Annotated in this window: 23 protein-coding genes and 1 tRNA gene; 9 read left to right on the top strand and 15 right to left on the bottom strand. The window is 62.0% G+C overall.

The features are described 5' to 3' along the window. Position 1: 1 nt before the first annotated feature. The 3 genes from RBB29_RS17175 to RBB29_RS17165 form a co-directional block, all read right to left on the bottom strand. Entirely contained in the window at positions 2-211 is a 210-nt protein-coding gene (locus RBB29_RS17175) for a twin transmembrane helix small protein (protein ID WP_306115629.1), read from the bottom strand. Positions 212-299: 88 nt separating this feature from the next. Further along, the gene (locus RBB29_RS17170; RefSeq protein ID WP_306115630.1) at positions 300-1133 is read right to left on the bottom strand and encodes an SDR family NAD(P)-dependent oxidoreductase; all 834 of its coding nucleotides are present in this window, start codon (positions 1131-1133) and stop codon (positions 300-302) included. Between the two features lie 36 nt (positions 1134-1169). Beyond that, a complete protein-coding gene (locus RBB29_RS17165) occupies positions 1170-1766 on the bottom strand; it encodes an SH3 domain-containing protein (protein WP_306115631.1) in 597 nt (198 codons plus the stop codon). A gap of 136 nt (positions 1767-1902) precedes the next feature. On the opposite strand from RBB29_RS17165, the gene RBB29_RS17160 reads away from it, so the two are divergent. Then, positions 1903-4206: a DNA topoisomerase IV subunit A gene (locus RBB29_RS17160; protein ID WP_306115632.1), complete on the top strand. Its 2304-nt coding sequence runs from the start codon at positions 1903-1905 to the stop codon at positions 4204-4206. Positions 4207-4281: 75 nt separating this feature from the next. Here RBB29_RS17160 and RBB29_RS17155 read toward each other — a convergent pair whose 3' ends face one another. Both RBB29_RS17155 and RBB29_RS17150 read right to left on the bottom strand, forming a co-directional pair. Continuing rightward, on the bottom strand, positions 4282-5559 hold the full coding sequence (locus tag RBB29_RS17155; RefSeq protein ID WP_306115633.1) for an NADH:flavin oxidoreductase/NADH oxidase family protein: 1278 nt from the start codon (positions 5557-5559) through the stop codon (positions 4282-4284). Between the two features lie 149 nt (positions 5560-5708). Beyond that, on the bottom strand, positions 5709-7061 hold the full coding sequence (locus RBB29_RS17150; RefSeq protein ID WP_306115634.1) for a cytochrome P450: 1353 nt from the start codon (positions 7059-7061) through the stop codon (positions 5709-5711). Positions 7062-7176: 115 nt separating this feature from the next. Between RBB29_RS17150 and RBB29_RS17145 the strand changes: the two genes are divergently transcribed. From RBB29_RS17145 to RBB29_RS17125, 5 genes are all read left to right on the top strand, one after another. Then, positions 7177-7917, top strand: a complete 741-nt coding sequence (locus tag RBB29_RS17145) for a hypothetical protein (RefSeq protein ID WP_306115635.1) — start codon at positions 7177-7179, stop codon at positions 7915-7917. 113 nt (positions 7918-8030) lie between these two features. Beyond that, the gene (gene tuf, locus RBB29_RS17140; protein WP_306113447.1) at positions 8031-9206 is read left to right on the top strand and encodes an elongation factor Tu; all 1176 of its coding nucleotides are present in this window, start codon (positions 8031-8033) and stop codon (positions 9204-9206) included. 411 nt (positions 9207-9617) lie between these two features. Next, entirely contained in the window at positions 9618-10097 is a 480-nt protein-coding gene (locus tag RBB29_RS17135; RefSeq protein ID WP_306121188.1) for an ATP-dependent Clp protease adaptor ClpS, read from the top strand. 215 nt (positions 10098-10312) lie between these two features. After that, a tRNA-Trp gene (locus tag RBB29_RS17130) sits at positions 10313-10388 on the top strand. Positions 10389-10882: 494 nt separating this feature from the next. Continuing rightward, the gene (locus tag RBB29_RS17125) at positions 10883-11803 is read left to right on the top strand and encodes a LysR family transcriptional regulator (protein ID WP_306115637.1); all 921 of its coding nucleotides are present in this window, start codon (positions 10883-10885) and stop codon (positions 11801-11803) included. Here the strand turns inward: RBB29_RS17125 and RBB29_RS17120 are convergent. The 9 genes from RBB29_RS17120 to crtA form a co-directional block, all read right to left on the bottom strand. Beyond that, positions 11800-14208, bottom strand: a complete 2409-nt coding sequence (locus RBB29_RS17120) for an FAD-dependent oxidoreductase (protein ID WP_306115638.1) — start codon at positions 14206-14208, stop codon at positions 11800-11802. The genes RBB29_RS17125 and RBB29_RS17120 overlap by 4 nt on opposite strands. Further along, positions 14209-14913 (bottom strand): hypothetical protein, encoded by a 705-nt coding sequence (locus RBB29_RS17115; protein WP_306115639.1) that lies wholly within the window; start codon positions 14911-14913, stop codon positions 14209-14211. Beyond that, positions 14906-15364: an SRPBCC family protein gene (locus tag RBB29_RS17110; protein ID WP_306115640.1), complete on the bottom strand. Its 459-nt coding sequence runs from the start codon at positions 15362-15364 to the stop codon at positions 14906-14908. The genes RBB29_RS17115 and RBB29_RS17110 overlap by 8 nt, the downstream gene beginning before the upstream one ends. After that, on the bottom strand, positions 15361-16866 hold the full coding sequence (locus tag RBB29_RS17105) for a trimethylamine methyltransferase family protein (protein ID WP_306115641.1): 1506 nt from the start codon (positions 16864-16866) through the stop codon (positions 15361-15363). The genes RBB29_RS17110 and RBB29_RS17105 overlap by 4 nt, the downstream gene beginning before the upstream one ends. A 217-nt stretch (positions 16867-17083) precedes the next feature. After that, positions 17084-17461, bottom strand: coding sequence for a nuclear transport factor 2 family protein (locus RBB29_RS17100; protein WP_306115642.1), 378 nt, complete (start codon positions 17459-17461; stop codon positions 17084-17086). Between the two features lie 173 nt (positions 17462-17634). After that, positions 17635-18501, bottom strand: coding sequence for an alpha/beta fold hydrolase BchO (gene bchO / locus RBB29_RS17095; RefSeq protein ID WP_306121187.1), 867 nt, complete (start codon positions 18499-18501; stop codon positions 17635-17637). 4 nt (positions 18502-18505) lie between these two features. Continuing rightward, a complete protein-coding gene (locus tag RBB29_RS17090; protein WP_306115644.1) occupies positions 18506-20179 on the bottom strand; it encodes a magnesium chelatase subunit D in 1674 nt (557 codons plus the stop codon). Then, positions 20176-21180 (bottom strand): magnesium chelatase ATPase subunit I, encoded by a 1005-nt coding sequence (gene bchI / locus RBB29_RS17085; protein WP_306115645.1) that lies wholly within the window; start codon positions 21178-21180, stop codon positions 20176-20178. The genes RBB29_RS17090 and bchI overlap by 4 nt, the downstream gene beginning before the upstream one ends. After that, positions 21177-21875, bottom strand: a complete 699-nt coding sequence (gene crtA / locus RBB29_RS17080; protein ID WP_371931520.1) for a spheroidene monooxygenase — start codon at positions 21873-21875, stop codon at positions 21177-21179. The genes bchI and crtA overlap by 4 nt, the downstream gene beginning before the upstream one ends. 117 nt (positions 21876-21992) lie before the next feature. Here crtA and RBB29_RS17075 point away from each other — a divergent pair, with 117 nt between their 5' ends. The 3 genes from RBB29_RS17075 to RBB29_RS17065 are packed head-to-tail and all read left to right on the top strand — an operon-like array spanning position 21993 to position 25047. Next, a complete protein-coding gene (locus RBB29_RS17075) occupies positions 21993-23546 on the top strand; it encodes a phytoene desaturase (protein WP_306115646.1) in 1554 nt (517 codons plus the stop codon). Next, on the top strand, positions 23543-24592 hold the full coding sequence (gene crtB / locus RBB29_RS17070) for a 15-cis-phytoene synthase (RefSeq protein ID WP_306115647.1): 1050 nt from the start codon (positions 23543-23545) through the stop codon (positions 24590-24592). Before RBB29_RS17075 ends, crtB begins: the two co-directional genes overlap by 4 nt. Beyond that, a complete protein-coding gene (locus tag RBB29_RS17065) occupies positions 24589-25047 on the top strand; it encodes a TspO/MBR family protein (protein ID WP_306115648.1) in 459 nt (152 codons plus the stop codon). Before crtB ends, RBB29_RS17065 begins: the two co-directional genes overlap by 4 nt. On the opposite strand, the gene crtC is transcribed toward RBB29_RS17065, so the two are convergent. Next, positions 25038-25928, bottom strand: a complete 891-nt coding sequence (gene crtC, locus RBB29_RS17060; RefSeq protein ID WP_306115652.1) for a carotenoid 1,2-hydratase — start codon at positions 25926-25928, stop codon at positions 25038-25040. The genes RBB29_RS17065 and crtC overlap by 10 nt on opposite strands. Positions 25929-26048: the final 120 nt, after the last annotated feature.

Raw genomic sequence — 26048 nt, 5'->3', positions numbered from 1 at the left:
GTCATTGCCCCGTCTGTCTGCGGATGAATACGAAGAGCAGGATCAGGACCACCGCGATAAACTGCGCGCCGATCCGCCAGCGCATGATCTTGTTGGCGTGTTTGCGGTTGAATTCGCCGCCCCGGCCAAAGGTTATGACGCCGAACATCATGATGCCGGCCACCACGAGACAAGCCACCGCCACGACGTAGAAAAGGGGGTCGTCTGCCATTTTCTGTCCTTCGCATCGAATCTGTGACCCCATGTAGGCGGCGTTGCGCAGAAAGCAAAAGGGTAAATGTGACGCGGGCAAACCTTCGCTATGTGCGGGAGAGGACCCAGTCGAGTGCGCGGGTCGGCAGAATGCGCCGTAATATGCCCATGAAGTAGGTCGGCGTTGTCACGTAATAGCGCGCCCTGGGGCGGCGGGCCTCGACAGCGTGAACGAGTTTCTTGGTCACGGCGGAGGCGGGCAGTTCGAACGTGTCCTTGCTGCCGTTATGTTCATAGAGACGTTTGAGCAGCTTGGCGCGGTATTGTTCTGCGCGCGGCGAATTCTCCCAATCGATCCAGCGTTCGAAATGTGGGATCGAATTGACCCGGATTTTGGAGGTGACCGGGCCAGGCTCGATCAGGATGACCTCGACCCCGGTCCCCATCATCTCGATCCTGAGCGTATCGGTCAGGCCCTCAAGCGCGAACTTTGTGCTGTTATAGGCGCCGCGCCAGGGCAGGGTGACAAATCCCAGGACCGAGGAGCATTGCACGATCCGCCCGTGGCCCTGTGCCCGCATCACCGGGATCAAAAGTCGCGTCAATTCGTGCCAGCCGAAGAAGTTGGCCTCGAAGATATCACGCAGGGCGTCGCCAGGCAGGTCTTCGACCGCGCCCGGGCAACCGAATGCGCCATTGTTGAAAAGCGCGTCGAGCGTGCCGCCTGTTGCCTCCAGCACCTCGGCCACGGCTGTTTCGATGGTTTTGCCGTCCTGGTAGTCGAGACGCGGGCTTTCCAGCCCTTCGGCGATCAGGCGGTCGCAGTCGGCCTGTTTGCGGCAGGCGGCAAAGACGCGCCAGCCGCGTGCCTTCATGCCATGGGCGGCGTCATAGCCGATGCCGGATGAGCAACCGGTGATGAGGATGGATTTCTGTGTCATGCCCGCGAGAGTGGCGCGGGGCGCGTCCGGTTGCAATCAGTTTGCAGCCGCCGTCACCAGCCAATCGGCCATCCAGCCTTCCTGTCCGGTGTCGGCCACGCGGATTTTCAACCAGCCTTCGCCGGGGTTTTCAAGAACCTCGACCGCATCACCTGCGCGCAGCTTGCCGATGGCAAGGTAGAACGTGCTGGGACCATCGCGCATGTTCACGACACTGCCCGTGACGCGCCGCAGATCCTGCACCGGGGCGGGCTCGACCACGGCGGGTTCGGGCTCGATAACGGGCGTGGCGGTGAGGTCTTCGGCCTTCTGCGCGTCGGCTTCGAAACCTGTGGAAGGGGCGGCGTCATCGCCCAAGGCGGCTAGGGTGACCTCGAAACGGCCTTCTTTCGTCAGGTTGAGATCATCAAGCGACGAGAGGGCGCGCGACACCTCGTCGATACCGTCAGTGACCTCTTCGCCAGTTGGAAGGGAGGCCACGTCTACCGCCGTGGGGCGGGCAAGGGGGCGAATGTCATCGAGTTTCGCACGCGCCTGCCAGGATTGGGTGCGCGGCTCATAATCGGCCCCGCCGCTAAGTACGTAGAAAGACCAGCCAAGAAAGGCAAATGTCACAAGAATAAAGCGCCACATGCGCGACTCCTATTTACCAAACCAAAGTAACAACATCTGTATCATATCCGATTCCCCGGTTCTGATCATGGGAAAAGCGGAAAACTTTCCCCGAACCCGCTTTACGGGCGATTCCGGCTTGGGTATCACAGCATCTATGAGTGAAACGCTGGATGACCCCAATATCAGCCCCGAAACAGTGGCCGAGCCGCTGCGCCGTGCCATCGGCGACAGGTATCTGACCTATGCGCTGAGCACGATCATGCACCGGGCGCTCCCGGATGCACGGGACGGGTTGAAGCCGGTTCATCGCCGTATCCTGTATGCAATGCGCGAACTCCGGTTAAGTTCCAACGGAGGGTTCAGAAAGTCTGCCAAGATCAGCGGCGACGTCATGGGCAACTATCACCCGCATGGCGACGCGGCGATTTATGACGCGATGGCGCGGCTGGCGCAGGATTTCGCCGTGCGCTACCCGCTGGTGGACGGGCAGGGGAATTTCGGCAATATCGACGGCGATAACCCGGCGGCGAGCCGATACACCGAGGCGCGGATGACCGCGGTGGCCGAGGCGCTGCTCGAAGGGTTGACCGAAAACGCCGTTGATTTCCGCGACAATTACGATGGCACCCTGACCGAACCGGTGGTGCTGCCCGCGACCTTCCCCAACCTGCTGGCCAATGGGTCATCGGGCATCGCCGTGGGCATGGCGACGAACATCCCGCCCCACAACATCGCTGAGCTGTGCGATGCCTGCCTGCACTTGATCCGCACGCCGGACGCGCGCGACGACACGCTGCTGAAATACGTACCCGGTCCCGACTTCCCGACCGGCGGTGTCGTGGTTGAGCCGCCCGAAAACATCGCGCAGGCCTACCGCACGGGGCGGGGATCGTTCCGGCTGCGGTGCCGCTACGAGGTCGAGGATATGGGCCGGGGTCAGTGGCAGATCGTGGTCACCGAGATCCCCTACCAGGTGCAGAAATCCAAGCTGATCGAGAAGATCGCGGAGGTGATCCAGACCAAGAAAGTGCCGATCCTCGCCGATGTGCGCGACGAAAGCGCCGAGGATATCCGCCTGATCCTCGAGCCGCGCTCCAAGAACGTCGATCCCGAGGTGCTGATGGGGATGCTTTACCGCAACTCCGACCTCGAAGTGCGGTTCTCGCTCAACATGAACGTGCTGATCGACGGGGTGACGCCCAAGGTGTGCAGCATGAAAGAGGTGCTGCGCGCCTTCCTCGATTTCCGGCAGGAGGTCCTGATCCGCCGGTCGCAGCACCGGATGGAAAAGATCGACCACCGGCTGGAGGTGCTCGAAGGGCTGGTCGTGGCCTTCCTCAACCTCGACCGGGTGATCGACATTATCCGCTATGACGACGACCCCAAGGCGGCGCTGATGCGGGAGGATTGGTCGAAAACCCATGTCCGCGCCCGCGATGAGGCTGATTATGTGCCGCCCCCGCCCGGTGAGGGCGAATTGTCGGAGCTTCAGGCAGAAGCGATCCTCAACATGCGCCTGCGCTCTTTGCGGCGGCTCGAAGAGATGGAGCTTCTGCGCGAGCAGGCCGAGTTGATGGAAGAACGCGCGGGGCTCGAAGACCTTCTGGACAGCGAAGACCTGCAATGGCAGTCGATCTCGGATCAGCTCAAAGAGGTGAAGAAAACCTTCGGTAAGGATTACGAAGGCGGCGCGCGGCGGACCCTGATCGAGGAGGCCGCAGAGGTCGAAGAGGTTCCGATCGAGGCGATGATCGACCGTGAGCCGATTACCGTGGTCTGCTCTCAGATGGGCTGGATTCGCGCCATGACCGGCCATATCGACCTGACCCGCGAGTTGAAGTTCAAGGATGGCGACGCGCCGCGCTTCATGTTCCACGCCGAGACAACAGACCGCCTTCTGGCTTTCGGGTCGAACGGGCGGTTTTACACGGTGAGTGCTGCGAACCTGCCCGGTGGGCGGGGCATGGGTGAGCCGTTGCGCCTGATGGTCGATCTGCCGAACGAGGCCGAGATTGTCGATCTGTTCATTCACCAGCCCGGACGCAAATTGTTGGTCGCGTCGAGCGCGGGCGACGGGTTCGTGGTGCCCGAAGACGATGTTCTGGCACAGACGCGCTCGGGCAAGCAGGTGCTCAACGTCAAAGAAGGCGTGCGGGCGCAGGTCTGTCAGCCGATTGCAGGTGACCATGTGGCCTGCGTTGGCGAAAACCGCAAAGTGTTGGTTTTTGCCTTGGAAGAACTGCCGGAAATGGGTCGTGGCAAGGGTGTAAGGTTGCAAAAGTACAAGGATGGCGGGCTGAGCGACGCGACGACATTCACTTTGTCGGAGGGCCTGAGCTGGCTTGACCCCGCTGGCCGCACCCGGACCGAGACGGAATTGGTCGAATGGACCGGCAAACGGGCATCCGCTGGCCGTATGGCCCCGCGCGGGTTCCCGCGGGATAACAAGTTTACCTGAGCGCCGGCGGTGGCGCCGGACGTGGTTTGAGTGCGCAAGAGGCCGCAAAAGCGGTTCGGGCTGTCGAGGTGGTCGTCAACGGCCCACCTTGCGGCGCAACCCGAGCCATGTGGTTCGGCTGAGATACCAGAGGAAATATGCGATTGCGTTGTTGCGCGCCACGGTCTGCGGCGGCAGCCCACGTGACATGCGGGTCATCTGCCAGCCGTAGAACTCGACCTGCGACACCGTGTTTATCAGGTTGACCAGCCAATTCCGCGTGTTCGCGCCGAGGCGCCCGCGTCCGATGGTCAATCCGTCTTCGTTCACGCCGATCCGCTCGACGCTGCCACCAAGCAAATGAGCGGCGGCGTCGGGATGGACGCATAGCGGTCGTGCCAGGCCGATCAGGTCGATGCCATCCTGCGCGATGGCGTGCTCCATGGCGGGCAGGCTGCGAAATCCCCCGGTGACCACGATTGGCACCTTCACCGCCTGTCGAACTTCTCTAGCATAGTCCAGGAAATAGGCTTCGCGCCGCTTCGTGCTCTCGCGCGGCTCGTCGGGCGTGCCATTCACAAAACTCATCTGTTCATAGGTGCCGCCGGAGAGTTCGATGAGGTCGATCCCGGCCTCCTCCAGCCACCTTGCCACGGTGCAGCTTTCCTCAAGCGTGAACCCGCCCTTCTGAAAATCGGCCGAGTTGAGCTTGATCGCGACAGGGAAGTCCGGCCCAACGGCGGCGCGCACGGCCTGATATACCCTTCGCAGAAACCTGGCGCGCCCTTCAAGCGACCCGCCCCATTCGTCCGAGCGTCGATTGGTGATCGGCGACAGGAACTGACTGATAAGGTAGCCATGCGCCCCGTGGATCTGAACACCGTCGAACCCGGCCTCGCGGGCGATCTGCGCCGTTCTGCCATACCGGGTGATAGCCTCTTCGATATCCACGTGGGACATCGCCTTCGGTTTCCCGAAAAGCCCCAGAATACGGAGTTTCTCGGCGGAGGGTGACAGCGGTCGTGTATTCACGACAATCGGGCATTGGCGGCCGGGGTGGCTTATTTGCATCCAGATCTGGCAGCCCTCGGCCTTCGCCGCACTGGCCCAGTTCCGCAAGGCTTCGATATTGCGCTCGTTCTCCACGACCACGTTTCCAGGCCGTTCGAGATACCGCTTGTCGACCATCACGTTCCCGGTGACTTGCACGGCCATGCCACCCTGGGACCAGCGCCGATAGAGAGTTTCATGAGCGTGTGTCGGGTCGTCATTCGCATCCGCGAGAGCTTCGGTCATCGCGCTTTTGAAAAACCGGTTTTTCAGCCGGACACCGCATGGAAGTTCAATTGGTTCAGACAGAGCGTTTTTCGTCATGACATGCGACCTTCTTGAACCAATGCAAACGACGCGGATTTTCCGGGTGTCGCCGGGCGAAGGTGCCCGAGAGCAACAGGTGTTGGCAAGTTTGAATGAGATGGGTGTTGCGGACAGACAGAGCGATAGGCCGTCGGCCAGTCGGAAATTCAGACCGGTTCCGCCTCAAGCCAGACGCCGCCTTCGGGGCGCAGGGTCAGGATCATCACCGGATCGGGGTCGCGGCCTTCGACGCGGGTGAATTTGAAGCGCGATAGAAGCGTGGCGAGGATAATGACGGCCTCTTGCAAGGCGAAACTGGCACCGATGCAGATGCGGGGGCCATCGCCGAAGGGCAGGTAGGCGTAGCGTTCGATGGCCTTGCGGTCGGCAAACCGGTCGGGGCGGAAGGCGTCGGCGTCTTCCCACAGGAGTTCATTCCGGTGCAGCGCGTAGATCGGGATAATGACCGTGTCACCCGCGCGCACCTCGCGCCCGCAGAGCGTATCGGCGGATTGCGCCGTGCGCGACACCATCGCCGCCGGGGGATAGAGCCGCAGCGCCTCGTCGGCGATCATGCGGATGAAGGGCAGGTTTGCCACGTCTTCGCCCGTGGCGGTGCGCCCCTCCAGCACGGCCTGCGCCTCGGCCCGGGCGCGGTCCTGCACCTCCTGGTCAAAGGCGCAGAGATAGAGCGACCAGGCCAGGGTCAGCGCGGTGGTCTCATGGCCCGCCACGATGAAGGTCAGCAGGTTGTCGCGCAGCTCCGCGGTATTCATGGTCCGCTTGGTTTCGGGGTCTTCACCGGCCAGAAGCAGGTCCAGCAGGTCCGGCACACCCTTCGTGCCCCGTGCGCGGCGCGCCTCGACCGCCTCGTCGGCCACGCGCTTCATCTGGTTGACTGCCTTGCCGGTCATCATCCGCCCCGGGCGCGGCACCCAGTCAGGAAAGCCTAGTATATCGAAGAGAGAGATTTTGCCCGCCTCGGCGATATAGGCGTCAATCGACCGATGGACCGCCTGCCCATCGAAGGTGCCATCACCGGAAAATGTGACTTCGCTGATGACGTCAAAGGTGGTCCGGACCATGTCCTCGGCCATGTCGATGGCGCGGGGGCCAGCGGCGGCGATCCGGTCACAACTGCGCTCTGCGGCCTCGGCCATGATGGGCGCCAGGTTCTGCACGTTGCGATGGGAAAAGACCGGCGCCGCGGTGCGCCGTTGCCAGCGCCAATGTGCGCCTTCGGCAATAAAAAGGCTGTCGCCGATGGCCGGGCGCAAGAGGTTCTTGGTGACGATGGATTTGGGGTAATTGTCGAGGTTCTCCAAAAGCATCCGGCGGATCGCTTCGGGGTCCATGACCATGTGCCAGCGTTTGCCGGTGCGGCCGGTCACCATTGGTTGCTTGGTGGCAATCTGTGGGATGATGCTCAGCAGGTTGTGCCGGGCTGCCTGCAGGCTTTGCCAGATGCCCATCGGTTCGGTCACCAAAGGCACATGAACGGGGAGTTGCAGCGACGACATGGTCGAACCTTTCCTTGTTCCCCCAGATATAGGTGGGGCCACGGTTCAGGGCAAATCGTTGCGCCGCGCGCCGGGCTGCGGTATCCGGGTTGGAAACATCGAGTGGGGGAAGAAAATGTTTCGTCTGGCAGCCGTGATCGTGACCGCCCTTGCCTTGGCGGCATGTACCAACCCCAATGACCTTGAAGAGGAGCCGGCCTATCTCGGCAATTTCCACCTCGGGCATAACGTGGTGGTGGCGCCCAATCTGACCAAAGGCCCCGCGTCGCGGGAGGCCAGCAAGGGTGAGTGGTTGGCGGTGATGAAAACCGCGATTGACGAGCGGTTTTCCAGGTACGAGGGCGAAAAGCTCTATCATCTGGGCATCAGCCTGGAAGGGTATGTCTTGGCGATTCCCGGTGTGCCGATCGTGGCATCCCCGAAATCCGCCCTGATTCTGAACGTGACCGCCTGGGACGATGCCACGCAGACCAAGTTGAACGAAAAACCGGAGCTGATCACCGTTGTTGAAACGGTTTCAGGTCGGACGGTTCTGGGGTCCGGGCTGACGCAGTCGAAGCAGAAACAGATGCACAACCTGACCCGCAACGCGGCCAAGCAGATCGAAACCTGGTTGATCAAGCAAAACAACGAATTCGGCTGGTTCGAAAAGGATGGCCGCCCCGCCAAGGAAAAATTGGATATTCTGGGCAACCGGATAGAGGATGAGGCAGATGACGCGACGGTCGAACCTGACGCGGAGGCTTCGGGCACCGCCACGGAGCCCAGCAGCGACGCGGCCGCGGCGGCGGCTGCAGCGGCGGTGGTGTTGGAAGAGCCCGACGTGGTGCCGCCCGCTGCGGACGAAGACGGCTGAAACATCTGTTTTCCGTACGAACTGCTTGATTTTCTGCGCGCAAGCCAATACACGGCGCGCGGAGAACACAATCGGGCCCGCATGGCCCCCCAACAGACAAGGCGCCTCGAGACATGGCAAAGGAAAAGTTTGATCGTTCTAAACCGCATGTGAACATCGGGACCATTGGTCACGTGGATCACGGCAAGACGACGCTGACGGCGGCGATTACCAAGTATTTTGGTGATTTCAAGGCCTATGACCAGATCGACGGCGCGCCCGAGGAGAAAGCCCGCGGGATCACGATTTCGACCGCTCACGTGGAATACGAGACCGACAGCCGTCACTATGCCCACGTCGACTGCCCCGGCCACGCGGACTACGTCAAGAACATGATCACCGGTGCGGCGCAGATGGACGGCGCGATCCTGGTGGTGAACGCGGCCGATGGCCCGATGCCCCAGACCCGCGAGCACATCCTGCTGGGTCGTCAGGTCGGCATCCCCTACATCGTTGTTTACATGAACAAAGTTGACCAGGTGGACGATGACGAACTGCTGGAACTGGTGGAAATGGAAATCCGCGAGCTCCTGAGCTCGTATGAATTCCCCGGCGACGACATTCCCGTGATCCCGGGCTCGGCCCTGGCCGCGATGGAAGGTCGTGACGAGGCGATCGGCGAAGAGTCGATCAAGAAGCTGATGGCCGCCGTTGACGAATACATCCCGACGCCGGCGCGCGCCGTGGATCAGCCGTTCCTGATGCCGGTTGAAGACGTGTTCTCGATCTCGGGCCGTGGTACGGTTGTGACCGGCCGGGTTGAGCGCGGTGTGATCAACGTGGGCGACGAGATCGAAATCGTCGGCATCCGCGACACCAAGAAGACCACCTGCACCGGCGTTGAAATGTTCCGCAAGCTGCTCGATCGCGGTGAAGCGGGCGACAACATCGGCGCGCTTCTGCGCGGTATCGACCGTGACGGCGTTGAGCGTGGTCAGGTTCTGTGCAAGCCGGGTTCGGTGACGCCGCACACCAAGTTCGAGGCCGAAGCCTACATCCTCACCAAAGAGGAAGGTGGCCGTCACACGCCGTTCTTCGCGAACTACCGCCCGCAGTTCTACTTCCGGACCACCGACGTGACCGGCACGGTTGAGCTGCCCTCGGGCACCGAGATGGTGATGCCGGGCGACAACCTGAAGTTCACCGTCGAGCTGATCGCACCGATCGCAATGGAAGACGGCCTGCGCTTCGCCATCCGCGAAGGCGGCCGCACCGTCGGCGCAGGCGTCGTCGCCAAAATTATCGAATAATCCGCACCCCGGATCATTCTGAAAGGGCGTCCCATTTGGGGCGCCCTTTTGCATTTCTATGTCATAAACAGGACATAGAACTGGCCAGTTGCTACGGTACAACTTAGCGTACCAATTGGGTAACTTGCGATTCAATGACCGTTTACTTTCCTATTCTTGCACAATGGTTTGTCGGGCTGCTCGTGCCGGCGGGACTTACCTATTTGATTGTGCGCAGACGAAACGGCGAATTCAGATGGCGGTCGACAAGTTCCATAAGGGCGACTGGGTGGTTCGTTGTACTTCTCATATTGTTCTTCTTTCCGAGCTTCTATGTGGGTGTTGCCGTCTCTTGTAGTTTTCATCCCGGGCAGGATTGTGAGCATTATCTCGATCCTTGTCGGCGTGAAGCGTGGGCGAAGCAGAACACACATGGCTGCGCTGGTCATACCTAGAGGCATTAGAACGGGAAACGTGCAAAGACGCCGGGCTCAGTACGGGGGGTTAGATATGACATATTTTGTATTCGAATTTCGCAACAACTCCAAAACACGGGGCGATCATGTTGTGGCGCTGCTAAGCTATTCCTTCGGGATGCCGACTTGTGAAGCCTTTGAGATTGCGATGAGGGTCCACAATTCGGGCCAGGAAATCGCCGCTGTTTGTGAAGATGACTTGCTTGATCGAATTCAGGGCCGCTTGGAGGAAAGTAACGCCAAGATAAGCCACCCGGTCGACTATGTGTTCTACCCGGTTCAGACCATCGCCGGGCATTATTTGGTAACGTCAAGACATCTCAATTCTGCAAGAGATTTTGACCAGTTCTTGGCAAAAGAAACGAGATTGAACGTTGAGTTCTTGATGCTTTGCGTTTGCTTGGCCTTGGTCGTTGCGCTGATGGTATTTCTATAACTCGGTGGATGCGGTTCCGATGATGTCTCGACCTCGGTACATGATGGCTCGGGCGGGGTCGATCGTATCGGGAAAACAAGCAGACCTCTCGCCGGTTAACGATGTTTGCCACCTTAAGATGTGGATCGGGACGGCTATGTGAAATTTCTGACCACGTTTGCACGAATGCCGTCTTGATTCCCGGCTCAAGGTGTCATACTCCCTGCCGTGGCCTTAGGGGTATAGCTCAGCTGGTAGAGCGACGGTCTCCAAAACCGTAGGTCGCGGGTTCGAACCCTGCTGCCCCTGCCAACAAATCAAGTAACTTTCTTGCACCTGCGCCTTGACGTCCGGGTCTGCCGTTTGGCGTCGCAGGGCGTATTTTTTTGGCGCGACGGTTCTATTCGCTGACTGCATTGTCTTACTTGATCGCTCTTGTGGCGGAGTCCGCTTGGTTTTGAGGCTGACAAGGTCTTCATCCCGGTAAAACACAGGCGATTCCCGGTCGAAATTGATGCCGCTTTGGGTAAGTCCCGAAGCAAGGACTCCTAGTTGCAGCCTTTTGGATTGCTTTGGTCGACCGCCTTGAGATGGGTAAAATACTCTACACGGGCCTTTACGATTGAAATCTTGTGTCGATTGTTGGTGCCGCCTTTTGATTTTCTTTTGCAGAATTCAATGAGAAGGTTGGGTTGGGAGGGCAGTTGGTAAGATCAAATCCTGCCAACGGTTGAGAATTGCGTTAATCCAAGATGAATTGATATAAAGAGAAACAAGCAATTCGTGAAATTTTTTCAGGTACGGTGATGGCTGACGGCCCTTTACTTGATCTGCGCCATCTCAAGATGATCCGTGCCATTGCAAAGCACGGACGTGTTACGGACGCGGCGGAGGCGTTGGGAGTTACCTCTTCGGCCCTGTCGCATCGTATCCGGGAGGCGGAGCGCCGGCTTGACCTGGTGCTTTTCACGCGCACGCATAAGCGGCTGCGTATGACACCGGCGGCGGAGTACCTGGCGGAGACTGCGGAGCGACTGCTCGCGGAGATGGACCGTGCCGAGCGGGACGTCAAACGCATGGACCGAGGTGCCGAGCATATCGTCCGCATCGCGATCGAGGCTTACAGCTCCTATCATTGGCTGCCCGGCTTCACCGAATATCTGCGCGACCATCTGCCGGGGATCGAGTTGCAGGTGATGGCAAGCGGTACCCGCGAGCCGGTGCGGGCGTTGACCAACCGGCATGTCGATCTCATCGTGACCTCTGGTGACACGCCGCTTATCGGCACGCACCAAATCCCGCTCTTCAGGGACGAGTTGATATTTATCTTTCCGCCTGACCATCATCTTGCCGGTCGCGATTTCGTCGAAGGCGACGATATCGAGGGTGAGGATTTTATCACCTATGCCTTGACGCCTGAACCGGATCGGGAGTTTGCACGGCTGTTTCGCCCATCTGAACGGTATCCCCGTTGGACCACGACAGTGGAATTGCCCGAGGCCATTGTCGAGCTTGTCGCCGCCGGGCAGGGCAGCAGTGTCCTGGCCGGGTGGGCGGTGCGCCCCGCGATCAAGGCCGGGCGCATCTTCGGGGCGCGTGTCGGCAAGGATGGGATAGAGGTGCCATGGCAGGCCCTGATGCGCTCGGAAGACAGCAGCTCGGGGCCGATCCTTGCGGTTGGGCAGGCGCTGGCCAAATGGGCATCACGTAATGGCGGTTTTGGCTAGGCACGCAGCTTTTCGTTTGCCGGGTCATAAACCTGCGGCGCGTGGCGCCGAGCTGCGCGCATGACGCCGAACGCCTGGACGCAGCAGGTGTCCCCCATCGCCAGGGCGCCACTCTCGACATATCCAAGCGCGAGAAGTTTGCCGGTACGATACCCCATCGAGACTGATGTGAGGTATCCGATGGTACGGCCATCCCTGACGATCGGGTCGGAAGGGAGAGGCTCAGGCCCGGGATCGATCACTTCCAGGCCGATGAAGGTCCAGTCCGTTGGCACATCGGCCTGCCGCAACGCGGCATCCCGGCCCGTGAACGTCCCCTTGGACAAGTTGGCAAATTTCGCAAGGCCTGCATCAAACAACGTGTATTCGGTGCCGAAATCAGCACCCCAGCCGTGATACCCTTTCTCGATCCGCATGGCGTTCAGCGCGTAGGATCCGAAATTATAGATGCCGTGCGACCTGCCCGCGTCCCGGATCGCATCGTAGAGGGGCAACAGGTTGTCGGAGGCCACGTGCAGTTCCCACCCAAGCTCACCCACATAGCTGACACGCAGGGCCGTCACCGGAACGCCCGCGACCTCACACTCGGTGACACTCATCCAGGGCGCGTTCAGGTCGCCCGTTGTCAGGGTACTTAAAAGCGCGCGGGATTCCGGCCCCATCACGAGGAGCGCGCCGTCATGGGCATAGCCCTGGCTCAGCGATACATCCGCGCCGCTGATCTGCGCCGAAATCCAATCGAAATCCCGATCCACCGCGAGCGTGGGGCCGCAGAGCAGGAACCGGTTCCCCGCCAGCCTGGCGATCGTTGCCTCGGACCAGATGCGCCCCTTCGGCGTCAACATGTAGGCCAGACGGACACGACCCGGGGGCGGTAGCGTGCCGCAGACAACCGTGCCCAGTACTTCCGCAGCATCGGGCCCCTCCAGGACGAACTTGGTGAAACCCCCGTGATCCATGACGCCGACGGCATCGCGCACGGTTTCGCATTCGATCCGTACCGCGTCCTGCCAGGGTTCGTGGTCAAAGCTGAGCGTATCGGGATGGGACGCATTGCGGTGATTGAACCAAAAGGCACGCTCCCAACCGCCAATCTGACCCATGATAGCCCCCTGGTTTTTCAGGAGATCATGGAGCGGCGTTCGCTTGACCGGCCGCCCCGAGGTCATGATGCGATGGGGGAAGGGGATCGCGTATTGCAGATCGTAATGCTCAGACGCACGGGCCGTGGCGTAGTCCTGCGTGGCCCAAGGCCCGAAGCGGCGCGGGTCCCAGGCGGACAGGTCCCATTCCGTCTCGCCATCGGTGAGCCATTCCGTAATCGCCTTGCCGATCGCGGCGGAATGGGTGATGCCGATCTGGACGCCGGTTGCATGGAAGAAGTTGCGCGCACCACCGGCGGGTCCCACCAATGGCAAGGCATCCGGCGAATAGGGAATTGGCCCGTTGACGAAGTTCTGTGCACCGGCCTCCGCCAAGATCGGCACGTGGGTTGCCGCCGCTTCGAACACGGCCATCATGCCGTCGATATCATCGGCAAAAAGCTGGTGGTCGAAATCCGGTGGAACGCCATCGCGCCAAACGGGACGGCCTTCATGCGCGTAGGACCCCAGCAGCAATGCATTGCGTTCGCGGCGCAGGTAGAAGCGAATGTCAGGGTCGCGGATCAGGGGGAACAGGTTGGTGTCGGCTTCGAGTTGCGGCAAAGCGGTCGTCACCATGTATTGATGTTCAAGCGTGACGACCGGCAGGTGCAGCCCTGCCATGGCGGCGATCATCGCACCGCTGGATCCGGCGGCATTGACCACGGTTTCGGCGATGACCGCGCCGTCCGGTGTTTCCACTTCCCACTCACCCGAGCGTTTTTGTGCAAGCCCGGTTACGCGGGTAAAGCGCCGGATTTCGGCGCCCAGATCCCGCGCATGCCTGGCAAGCGCCTGGGTCAGTTGGTTGGGGTCTATATCGCCTTCATAAGGATCGAGAATGCCACCAAGCACGGTCTCATCCGCTTTCCAGTAGGGGTGCATTTCTTCGATCTGCGCAGGGCTCAGTATCGACAGCTCGAACCCCGCGGACCGGGACACGCCACACAGGTGCTGGAACAGTTGCATCCGCTCGGGCGTGTGTGCGGGCCAGATCGCAGACGTATGGCGGTAGGTGATCGGCGCTTCCGGATCCTGGGCAAGTTCCTTGTAAAGCTGCCAGGCATAGTTCCCGGCCCGCATGCCCAGCCACGAATTCGCGTAGGTCGGAATGTTGCCTGCGGCATGCCAGGTTGATCCGGCAGTCAACTCGTTCTTTTCGAGCAATACGGTATCGGTGATCCCTGCGCGCGCCAGATGGTAGAGGATGGAGGCCCCGACAGCGCCGCCGCCAATGACAACGACCTGGGCATGACGGCGCATTCAGTGATCCGCCAGCAATTGACCATAGCCCTTTATGGGGTCGGTGATCCCGATGCTGCGCAGGGTCTGCCAATAGACTGCCGCGTTGCAGGCCACGATGGGTTTTCCATGCGTAGTCTCCAGTTCGGCGAGCAGCGCGACGACCGGAAGCGCGGTCCCGACCTGAAGAATGACGTCGCATTCCGACGCGGCCACCTGTGCGAAAACATCCCTGATGTCGTCAAGCGGTGTCTCGCAGATGGCCGGCAGGGACGGGGCCTGCGTCCCCTTGATGGCGACGACGTTGAACCCTGCCGCTTCGGTATTTGCCCTCACCACCGCGTCCACGTCGGCGTTGAAAGGCGTGACGATACCGACACGTTGCGCGTCCAGAATGCCCAAGGCCGCATAGTCGGCCTGGGACGCTCCCAGAACCGGGATACCGACCCGAGCCGAGATCTCGGCGCAGCGGGCCTTGAGTTTCTGCGGGCCGCCCGGTCCGGCGTCCGTGGTCAGGCCAATGGCGATCGCCTTGGGCGCGCAATCCATCAGCTTGTCCACTTCGTCGGGCAGGTCATCCGAGATTGCGTCACCACCGAGGCGAAAGCGTTGCATCTGGTTGGTCACGCCCTCGGGCCGCAGGAGTTCGAGTTCCGGTTGAACGACGGTATTCATCGCCGGTGTCATGACGCCGATCACGGCGCGCGGGGCCAAGGTGTCAGCCATTTTCGTTCTCCTTCAAATACGCATTCAACCCGGCCATACCGCCGATATAGATGTCGTCACCGACAATTTTTTGCATCTGCGTGGCATCTTCAGGTGCGCAGTCAAAACGACTTTCCCAGATCCCCAGCGTTTGCCTTGTATGGGTGATCGGGATGAAGCGATGGGTCGAGACATAACCGGTCACAGGCAGCGGGCTTTCGATGATGTCATAGGTGTAGAGATGCGCGTTGTCCGAATGGGCCAGGAGGGTTTCGCGAAACACCGTCCCGTCAACGATGTCGAGTGTGCGAACCGTCCCGGTTGCGGTAGGTGCGCCGCCCTCCAACGTGGCCTTCACGACGCCCGGGTTCCAGTTGACCACGCCATCGAACGCGCGGACGCTGGACCAGACCCGGTCGATATCTGCGTCGATGATCATGCTGCGAAAGACATGCATATCGGCTCCTTTCATGGCTCAAGCCTTATGGGGAAATCGGCGCGAACTCGCGCCTCGACCGCGGGGCTCAGATGCGCGGGGTGTGGAGCGGCAAGGATCTCTGCCACCCGCTCCTGCGCGCGGTCCCAGATCGTAGGGCGGCCTGAATCGATCCAATCATCAACGCTTTGGCGGTCCGCAAGGGAAGGGTAATAGTAGTCCGATTTCATGCGCTTGAGGGTTTCCTCCTCACCAAGGTAATGCCCGTCCTGGCTAACCACTCGTTCGACCGCCGAAAGGTCCAGCGTGGCCTCGGATACTTCGATGCCCCTGATCGACCGAAGGATTGCGCCGCACATGTCGTCATCAATAACCATCGCTTCCGGGCTGGCCACCATGATCGAGCCCAGCATCCCGACCGAAAGGTTTATCATGTCGGCCCCCGCATGCCCGGCCATCGCGATGGTATAGCCTTTTTCATAGCCTGCCTGCGCGTCGGCCAGTTTCGAATCCGTCATGCCGGCCGACACGGTCGATGGCAGGCCGATATGCGCCAGAAGCTGCGCCGCTGCGGCATTGGCGATGGCGGCCTCTCCGCCGCCGCCGCTCATCGCGCCGGTGCGCAGATCCGAGATAAACGGCATCAGCGCATAGATACAGGGCGCGCCGTGGCGGATGCCGTCAACCACGACGAGACCTGCGAGACACTCCGCCAACCCCTGTGCAAGAGCGCCGGCCAGGGTGACGGGGCTCGTGGCGCCGGCCTGACCGGCGGAGCAAATCTGCGGTATCATGCCCGCGCGCACCGCGTTTTCGAGGGTCAGGATTCCCTCGGGCGCATAGGTCAGGGGTGGGACGACATGCACGATGACCGCCATGCAGAAGGGCCGCTCGCGGAAACCGCCCGACCGTCCAAGCGCGGTGTCGAACATCTCGACGATCGGGGCGACATGGCCCGGCTGGCAAAAGCTGATGCCGATAGGCTTCGAGGTTGCCTTCAGGCAGGCAAAGGCGGAATTCACGTCCAGTTCGAACGGGTCTTCCATGTCGCGCGCGATGACAGGGCGCACACCATAATGGATATTGGGCGAGGCATCGACGACGCGCATCAGGTTGTGGAGGTCGCTGAGATGGCTGTCACGATACTTGGCGGTCGCGGCGTCGAGCGTCTGTACCGCCGCGCCCCCGGTACCGATGTGAACAGCCCCACCGCCGATTTGCAGATCTCGGTCTGGCGTGAAACCGGGCAGCGCGATCCGCTTCGGGGCCCGTTCCAGCGCCTCCCGGACCATCCCGGCCGGAAAGCAGATCCTTCCGTCCGGCCGGAGCCTTGCGCCAGCGGTCAACGCGCGTTCTGTCGCCATTTCCGTCAGACCGGACATGCCGACAGTCGAAAGGATGTCAAACGCATGTGAAACGATCATCGACAAATCGGCGGCAGATAAAGGCCGCAGATCACCACCTGTGTGGATGTCTGTTGAAACCTCCCGGACCGTGCCGGTCGCATTGCGCTGCCGTTTTCCCGCGCGGTTTGCCATTCTCGCTCCTCAGTGTCGCCATTAGAGCGCAAAACTGATTTGCCGAAAATTCAATAAATCGGTCAAGATGATGAGTGGAATTCATCAATCCGGGAAAGCCCCGAGTTTCGGGGTCATTCGGCAAGAAAGGCCAACCAACTTGCGGTGCCACCGTCAGGCGGACAGACACCGGCTACGCGTCGGCGCTACCGCCATGCACCATGGCTTGGCGTCTCGCCTATTTCGGTAACATGAAGAACTCTTCGCGTACGATCTTCGTACCTTCAATGGTATAAATTGCGACCTCACGGAGCTTCATCTGTTCACCGGAGGCTTTCTGCGTCACCTCGGCGTCGAAACGCACGGCAAAGCGGTTGGGCGGGTGCACATAAGGCCCATCGGCTTCGAGTTTTTGGATTTCGTGCGTTGCCAGCCAATCCTCACGCTTCGCCTTGATCGCGCCGCGCCCCCTGGCAATCCGCACATCGCGTCCGGGTGGTACAACTGCCTCGATCGACTCCGCGTTTTCGGCATAGATGTCGTCGACATGCGCGATGCCACGGCGGTTCCGCATCGCCTCAACGAATTCGCGGCCAAGTTGGATTAGGTCTTCCATGCGACTTCTCCTCGTTTGTCCGCCGAGGGTAACAATGAAAGCCGCCGTGTAACTTGACCAGGATCAAGATGCCTGATGGGCCAATTGGGAGAGAGGCCATGTAGGCCGGATCAGCGAGCGCATTGACGAGGGCATTCTTGTTCCGCGACGGGTTTTTTTGGTTCCGATGGTTGCTACCTATTTAGCCAGGCGTCGATCGTCTGTGTCACATCGTCGGGCCGCTCCTCATGGGCGAGATGCCCCAGATCGACAAAATGCACGACCTCTGCCTGCGCGATCCTGCTGGCGGCGGTTTCAGAGGTCTCCGGTTTGACCGCGCCGTCCTTGTCACCGACGATAAACAGGCAGCGTGTGCTGAGACTGCTGAGGCGGTCGAGCAGGCCGTCGATTTGCCATTGCGCCATCATCTGCAACGCCCCTTCGACGTGATCGCGGTCCGAGATCAGCCTTGCATAGTAGTCGATACCCTCATCGCTCAGGTGAGACCCGGTGCGTTCGATGAGGCGCCGGGCGCGGGTGCGGCTGTTTCGCCCGGCGGCAAAGAGGTAGGAGGAGAACGGGTTCAGCGCCAGCAGCTTTGCCAGAAGCGGAAACAACCATCCCGCCATGCCATCGAACCGTTCAAGAGCCGGGTTTATCCCGATGACCGCCGGTGGGGAGGCAGTCTGATCCTCGGCCAATCGCGACATTTCAAGCGCCACTGCAGCGCCGGCGGAATGCCCGATAATCGCCGATGGCGCCCAATTCTGCATCTTGCAAAGCGCGTCGATATCCCGGGCCATCGCTTGCAGCCCATGTCGCCCCCGGCTGGTCACCTGGGTGAAACCTTGCCCGGGCAGGTCGAGGGCGATGACGTGATGTGATCTGGCCAGGATCGGAATGATATCGCGCCAGGTATGGGTCGAGGCACCGGCACCGTGCAGCAGGAGAAGCGTGTCACCGGTACCGGTTTCCTGCACATGCCACCGATGCGCGCGATGGGTGATCCGGCGGGACAGATGGTTGAGTGGCCAGGTTGGAAGATCGCGTTCCCAATCCATGGCCTCAGCCGTCCAGGGCGGTATCGACGGCGCGGCTGATCCGGCGGGCATCGGCGCGGGGCAGGGCAAGGTAGTCGCCGCCCAGGTCCGTCGCCAGCTGTTCCGCCTGGTGGCCCGGCCTTACGGAGATATCGACCACCACGCTGGCGAGGCCAAGCGCATGGATCTGCCCGGCAAGGGTGCGTGCCTCCGACCAGGCGGCGGCGCGTCCGGGCGTGCCGTCCAGCCCGATATTGGCCCGCGCGTCGGTGAGGAGCGCCAGCATGGGATGCATCCCTTGCCGGCGCGATACCTGCATCAGGGATGCCGCGGCCTGCAAACCCGCCGCCAAAGGGGTGCCGCCGCCACCGGGCAGTGCCGCCAAACGGCGTTTGCCCTGCACGAGTGAGCGTGTCGGCGGCAGCAGCAGATTCGCCTCCTGGCCCCGGAAGGCAATCAAGGCCACCTGATCGCGTTTCGCGTAAGCGCGCGCGAGGAGTAATTCGACAGCCCCCTTCGCCTCGGCAAGGCGCGCCGCGGCGGATGACCCGGAGGCGTCAACCGCAAAGATCAGAAGCCGGTCGGAGCGTTCCTCGAAACGGCGGATGCGGATATCCGATGGGTCGATGATGACGGACCTTCCAGCCGTATCGTTGCGCCGTCGGAGCCGTTGCCAGGGGGCCGCGACCCGCAAGGTGGCGACCGGGTCAATACGGTTCCTGCCATCGGGTTTGCCTGGGCGCGACGGCAATGGGCGCCCGCGTCTGTTCCCGATCTTCCTGGCGCCGGCACCGTTGCCGCCTGACCGATTTCGCGACCGTTCTCGGCGGAGGTTTTGCTCAAGAAGGTCATGTGGCAGTCGCGCCGCCACCGCATCGACAAGGATTTCGTCGGGAATCGTTGTGGGATCGGCGCTTTCATCATCATCGGTTCTGCCGTCGGTGCCGGGATCATCCGTGGTCTGCGGGTCGTCCGGCGCCGGGAAGGCGCGGGCGCGGCTTGGAAAGACCATCTCGGCCGCTTCACGCAGGTGCTCTTCCTCGACATGGTCGCAGTGATCGAGCGCCGCAAGCGCCCGGGCCGTGCGCAGCGCCAGGAGCGGTGCGCGCAGGCTGTCGATGCCAAATCGTGCGGCGATGGCGGTCATCTTGCCTGCGGCATCGTCGTGATAGGCCACCTGCGGCAGGCGCCCCCGGGCATCCGCGATATCCGCCGGGGCCGGGAGCAGGAAGCGCGCGCCACGCGCCGGTACGTCGTTCAGATCCACATGAAAGGCCAGGCGATCCAACAGGGCGCCGGGCGGCGCCTCGTCCTCGTCGGCTCCCTCGTCCAGCAGGATCATGATGTGACCGCTGTCATCGTCAAGTATGCGAGACAGGCGCGCGGCAAGGCCAGGCGTGATGCGTTCGGCCATCGGCACGATGATCGTCGCGGCGCTCTGCTGTAATCCGGGATCGCGCACGGGGCGATTTTCGGCAAGGGTCGCCGCGAGGTTGAGGCCGCCGAAAAGCTGCGTGTCAGAAACCGAGGGCGGGATCCGGCGAAGGGGGCCGGGTAACCGGGGCAATACCGCTTCGAAAGCGGTGCGCGCGGGTCCGACGCGGGCTTGGACAACCATGCCCTTGAGGCCGATGGGATCGACAGATAAAGCCGCCAGCGCCCGCGCCGCATACCGTGCGGAGGCGGCAGGCGCGCTCATCCCAGAAGGTCTTTGACAACGCGGTTGACGCGGGTGGTTGATCCGGCTTCATCCAATGGATCGCGCCTCAACCGGTGGCTGAGCGCCATGGCCGCGATGTTGCGCAAATGCGACCGGTCGATGCGGGCGGCAGCCTTGAACGCAGCATAGGCGCGGGCTGCCCGCATCAGGGTAAGCTCGCCCCGCAATCCATCGGTTCCAAGCGCAAGGCTAAGCGCCGCACAATCCCGCAGGATATCGTCGGGTGCCTCGGTCTGGTGCAGGGTGTCGCGCGCGGTCATTATCTTCTTGCGGATACGCCCGTCGGCCCGGCGCCAGCGGGTCATGAAGGCCTTGGTGTCGGTCTCAAACGCATCCCGGCGGCGGATCACTTCGATCCGGTCGTCGATACTGTCCGGCGTGGCGATATCGACGGACAGGCCGAACCGGTCGAGCAATTGCGGCCGCAATTCGCCCTCTTCCGGGTTGCCGGAGCCGATCAGGACAAAACGGGCAGGGTGGCGGATGGACAGCCCTTCGCGCTCGACAGCATTCACGCCGGATTGCGCCACGTCGAGCAGCAGGTCGACGATGTGATCCTCCAGCAGGTTGACCTCGTCGATATAGAGATACCCGCGATTGGCGGCGGCCAGAAGCCCGGGTTCGAATGCCTTTTCCCCGCGGGTGAGCGCACGTTCGATGTCAAGCGCACCGGACACGCGGTCCTCGGTCACGCCAAGGGGCAGATCGACCACCGGCGTGGGACGCTTGACCAGATTGTCCGATGTGATCTCGGCCCAGTCGGGGCAATCGCCCCTCGATTCTGAATTGACAGGGCAATCCGAGACTGCCGTGATTGGCGGCAACAAGGCCGCCAGGGCGCGGACCGCGGTCGATTTGCCGGTGCCGCGGTCGCCAAAGACCAGAACGCCGCCGAGGCCGGGATCTATTGCGGTCAGGATCAGGGCGAGCTTCATCTGCTCCTGCCCCACGATGGCGGAAAAGGGGAAGGGTTGGGTCATGTTGCCCCCTCCGTCAGTGTCAGGGGGCTATGGCCATGCCATGTACCGCTGTCGCCTAATATCCGGAAGCGGGCGTAAAGCTCTTCCCTGAACCAGTTGCCGTCGCGCACCGCACGGATTGCGCGGGCATGGGGGCCGTCGGCACGGGCAAAGGCCGCCATTGTTTGGGTATCGGGCCAGATGGAGAATGTGATTTGGTGCATCAACGGCACTTCACCGACGCCTATCTTGAAGATGACGTTGCCATCATCGCCGATCACGTCGCTGATATCGGGAACCCTTCGCCAGAACCTGAGCGCCGCCAGGGGCCGGAGCGTGGCTCGGGTGAGGGCGGCGACGGGGCCGTTCAATCCGTCTTCGGTGGGGTCAAAGGGGGATTTGCCCGACCATTCCCCCCGAGAAGAAACAGGGGCCAAGAAGACGGTCCAGGACTCGCTGGAACGTTTTCGGTACCGGCGAAAGATGCATGCCGATTGGGTCTGCTGCCGTGCCGTTGCCTCATCGGGCCAGGTCGCGAGGATGGCATAAACCGCGGTGTTCGGGATCGGCGTGAACCCTTCCCCGGTGCCGGATCCGCAGAGTTTCCAGAAACCGACCCCCTGTAGCTTGCGCATCTGCGGACGGGCCAGACCCATCATCGCAAAGGCCCAGAGCCGGCTAAGGCCGGGCGGAAAGCGAAAAAAACTCAGTGACACGGTCTGGATGGCGAACCTCCTTCACGGGCGCTTTCGGATAGTGGCACGCTATTGACCTACAGAAAAGCGTTGCAGGGAAAGATTGTCAACTAAACTAGACACATGTACACTTAAGTAATGTTGACACGTCCCGAATCTTTCGAAGGCGAAAGACTGGCGACATCCGCGCGCCCGCATGCGGTTGTCATCGGCGCGGGCCTTGGCGGGCTGGCGTCTGCGATGCGGCTGGGTGCCAGGGGATATCGGGTCACGGTCCTGGACCGGCTTGAAAGTCCGGGCGGGCGCGGGTCGTGCATCTGGCAAAATGGCTACCGGTTCGATCTGGGCCCGACGATTGTCACTGTACCGCAGGTCTTTCGCGATCTCTGGCGGGCGTGCGGCCGGGACTTCGACCGCGATGTCACCCTTGTCCCCCTCGACCCCTATTACGAAATCCGCTGGCCGGATGGCAGCAGGTTCAAAGTGTTTCCCGACGACGAGAAGATGCGCGCCGAGGTGGCGCGATTGTCGCCGGGTGACGTGGCGGGCTACGAAAGGTTCCTGCGTGACAGCGAGCGGCGCTATCATTTCGGGTTCGAAGGGCTTGGCCGGAAGCCGATGAACCGGCTTTGGGATGTGGTCCGGGAATTGCCGGGATTTGCCGCATTGCGCGCCGACCGGTCCGTTTATGGCCATGCCGCCAGGCGCGTCAGGGATGAGCGGCTCCGGATGGCGTTGTCTCTGCACCCGCTTTTCATCGGCGGGGATCCGACGCGGGTGACGTCGATGTATATCCTGGTCAGCCATCTGGAAAAGGCGTTTGGCGTGCATTACGCGATTGGCGGTGTTGATGCGATCGCGCAGGCCATGCGGGGTGTCATCGAAGAACAAGGCGGGCTTGTCCGGCAAGGTGCGGAAGTTGACGAAATCGTTGTGCGCGACGGCGCGGCGAAGGGGGTGCAACTCACCGGTGGAGAGAGGCTCGACGCCGATATCGTCGTGTCGAATGCCGATGCGGGCCATACCTATGACCATCTGTTGCGCAACATGCGGCGGCGTCGCTGGACCGGCGCGCGTCTGCGCCGCGCACGCTGGTCGATGAGCCTTTTCGTCTGGTACTTTGGGACCCGGGGTACCCGGGACAACTGGCCGGATGTGGGGCACCATACGATCGTCAACGGACCACGTTACAAGGGATTGCTGGACGATATCTTCATCCACGGCAAACTGGCGGAGGACATGAGCCTTTACGTCCACCGCCCCTCGGTGACTGACCCGGATGCTGCGCCGGACGGGGACGATACGTTCTATGCGCTCAGCCCGGTACCGCATCTCGGACATGAAAACCCGGTGGATTGGGTTGCGATGGCCGACCCTTACCGCCGAAAGATGCAGGCGGTCCTTGAAGATCAATTGCTGCCCGGTCTGGGGGCGCATCTGACCGAGTCGCTGGTCTTCACGCCCGATACCTTTCGTGACCGCTACCTAAGCCCGCATGGGGCCGGTTTCTCGCTCGAGCCGCGGATCCTGCAAAGCGCGTGGTTCCGGCCGCATAACGTCAGCGAAGAGGCAAAGGGCCTGTACCTCGTGGGGGCGGGAACGCATCCCGGCGCGGGCCTGCCAAGTGTCGTGACCAGTGCAGAGGTGCTGGATCAGTTGGTTCCGGATGCCGAGAGGATGGTGCCGCGATGATCGATCCGAAAGATATGGCCCATTGCGTCGAGGCGATCCGACACGGGTCGCGGTCCTTTCATGCGGCCTCCCGGCTGTTGCCGCGCAATTTGCGTGATCCGGCGTTGGCGCTTTATGCGTTCTGCCGCTTGGCCGATGATGCGGTCGATTTGCATCCGGAAAAGGCCGATGCGGTTCTGCGCCTCCACGAGCGGCTTGACCTGGCTTATGCAGGTCGGCCCCGTAACGCGCCCGCGGATCGGGCTTTTGCCGCGATCATCGAAGACTTCCAGATGCCAAGCGCGCTGCCCGAGGCATTGTTGGAAGGGTTGGCGTGGGACGCGATGGAGCGCCGCTATGCCACGTTGCCGGAATTGCGCGCCTATTCGGCACGGGTGGCGTCGGCGGTGGGGGCCATGATGTGCGTGCTCATGCGGGTGCGCGACCCTGATGCGCTGGCCCGCGCCTGTGATCTTGGCGTGGCCATGCAACTGACCAATATCGCGCGCGATGTGGGCGAGGACGCCCGCGAAGGAAGGCTCTATATCCCGACGGGTTGGATGACAGGCGCGGGGCTTGATCCCGATGCGTTCCTGGCGGCACCGGTCATGTCCGATGCGCTGCGGTCCCTGATCGAACGGCTCCTGCGGGAGGCGGACGCGCTCTATGTCCGGTCCGAGGCCGGGATCGGCGCTTTGCCCCCGACCTGCAGGCCCGGGATCTTTGCGGCGCGTTACGTTTATGCCGGAATTGGCGGGGCGTTGCGGCGCTCCGCATGCGATGCGATCAACCACCGGGCCCATACGTCGGGGCGGCAGAAGCTCGGCTGGCTCTCGCTGTCGATTGTCCGGGCGCTTGGCACGACGGTGATGCCGCGTTCGCCGGTCATTCACGCAAAACCCCTGTCCGAGACCGCCTTTCTGGTCGAGGCGGCATCGGACCGGACCGTGCCGGAAACCGGTTGGTCCGACGCGCTCTATGCAACCCTTGCCGGTCTCAAGGCCCGGGACAATGCCGAGCGCGCGGCGTTGATGCGCGCCGGGCGTCCTGTTAGAAAACCGGTATGATCTGGGTCTACTTCGCCATCTTCCTCGCGGCCTGTTTCGCGGCGGGCGCAACCGGGGCCATGTTCCCGCCGGGGACATGGTATGACGAGCTTGAAAAGCCGACCTGGACGCCGCCCAACTTCGTGTTCCCGCTGGCCTGGACCACGCTTTACTTCTGCATGGCCTATGCTGGTGCGCGGGTTGCGGTTAGCCCCGAAAATGGATTGGCCCTGGCGCTTTGGGCGCTTCAGATCGCGTTGAATACGCTTTGGACACCGGTCTTTTTCGGGTTGCGCAAGATCAGGGCGGGTTTGTTCGTTCTGGCCTGCCTGTGGATGTCTGTCGCTGCGGCGATGGTCGCACTTTGGCAGGTGGACTGGCTGGCTGGACTGCTGTTTCTCCCTTACCTGGCCTGGGTATCCATCGCGGCGGCGCTGAACTATTCAGTGATGCGGCTTAATCCGGGTCACGCCTGAGCCTTCGGCGTCTCGAAACGCCATCCTGCGCGCCGGGGGACGCGGCAGGCCAGCATGGGTTTCAGGAATGGCGAGCGGAATCGCCGCAGGTCAAGCGCCTCATGAACCCCGGTACTCTGCTGACCATGGATATGCGTCGTCACGACCGAACGGGTATAGAACGGCGCGTCCAGCATGTTTTGAACCTGTCGCGGGTGGGTCCCGGGGTCAGCGCGTGTTTCACGCGCGACCGCCCACAAGCTCCGCGGCAGGCGGGCCTTGGGAGGTGGCGTGACCTCGGACGCATGGCCGTCCTGGTCAAAATGCGCACCAAGTGACAGGGTGTCGCCGTTTCGGAGCGTGGCGTCATAAAAACAGGTGCTGCCGCCGTCCACCGGGAAGCGCCCCCAGGTCCAATAGGTGAAATCCTGCTCAAGAGCGCGGGTTCCGAAATTGGCGTCGAAATAGCCATGACCCTCCCACTGCCAGCCGGGCGCCTCCAGATCGACGCTGATATCGCAGGTCGGCGCAAAGGGCCGCCAGACATGGCTGCCATCGGGGGTGAGCGTCACTTCGACCGACGAGAGCGCGGCAGGGGTGAGCGTGATCGTGCCGCGCATGCGGGAGACAAGCGGGGGCGCGGAAATCTCATCGACATGAATGACAAGTTGACCATCGCGCCAGCGCATCGACGATGGGCCAACGGTAAACGCATCGCGGCTCTGCCGCAGGGCTGCTTCGCCACGGTCGGTCATGGCAAAGCGGCCACCGGGCCCATAGGTCGCCACGTTGATGCAGACGTGGTTCTGTGGACGGCGCCGCCCCGACCAGGCGTACCAGGGGGAAAAGACCGACCCTATGAACCCGATGACACTGATCGCGCAGCCGCCGCCGTGGCGGATGCCGTCGACATACCACCAGGCGTAGCCGTTTGGCGGCACGTCGATGTCGAAGTTCGGCCGTTCAAGATCGCCTCGGCCGCGTGCCGGGCGGAAAGCGTTGCCATCGGGATGCCCGCCCCC

This window comes from Roseovarius sp. MMSF_3359 (genome assembly GCF_030733385.1).
Lineage (GTDB): Bacteria > Pseudomonadota > Alphaproteobacteria > Rhodobacterales > Rhodobacteraceae > Roseovarius.
This window is presented reverse-complemented; position numbering and strand designations above follow the sequence as displayed.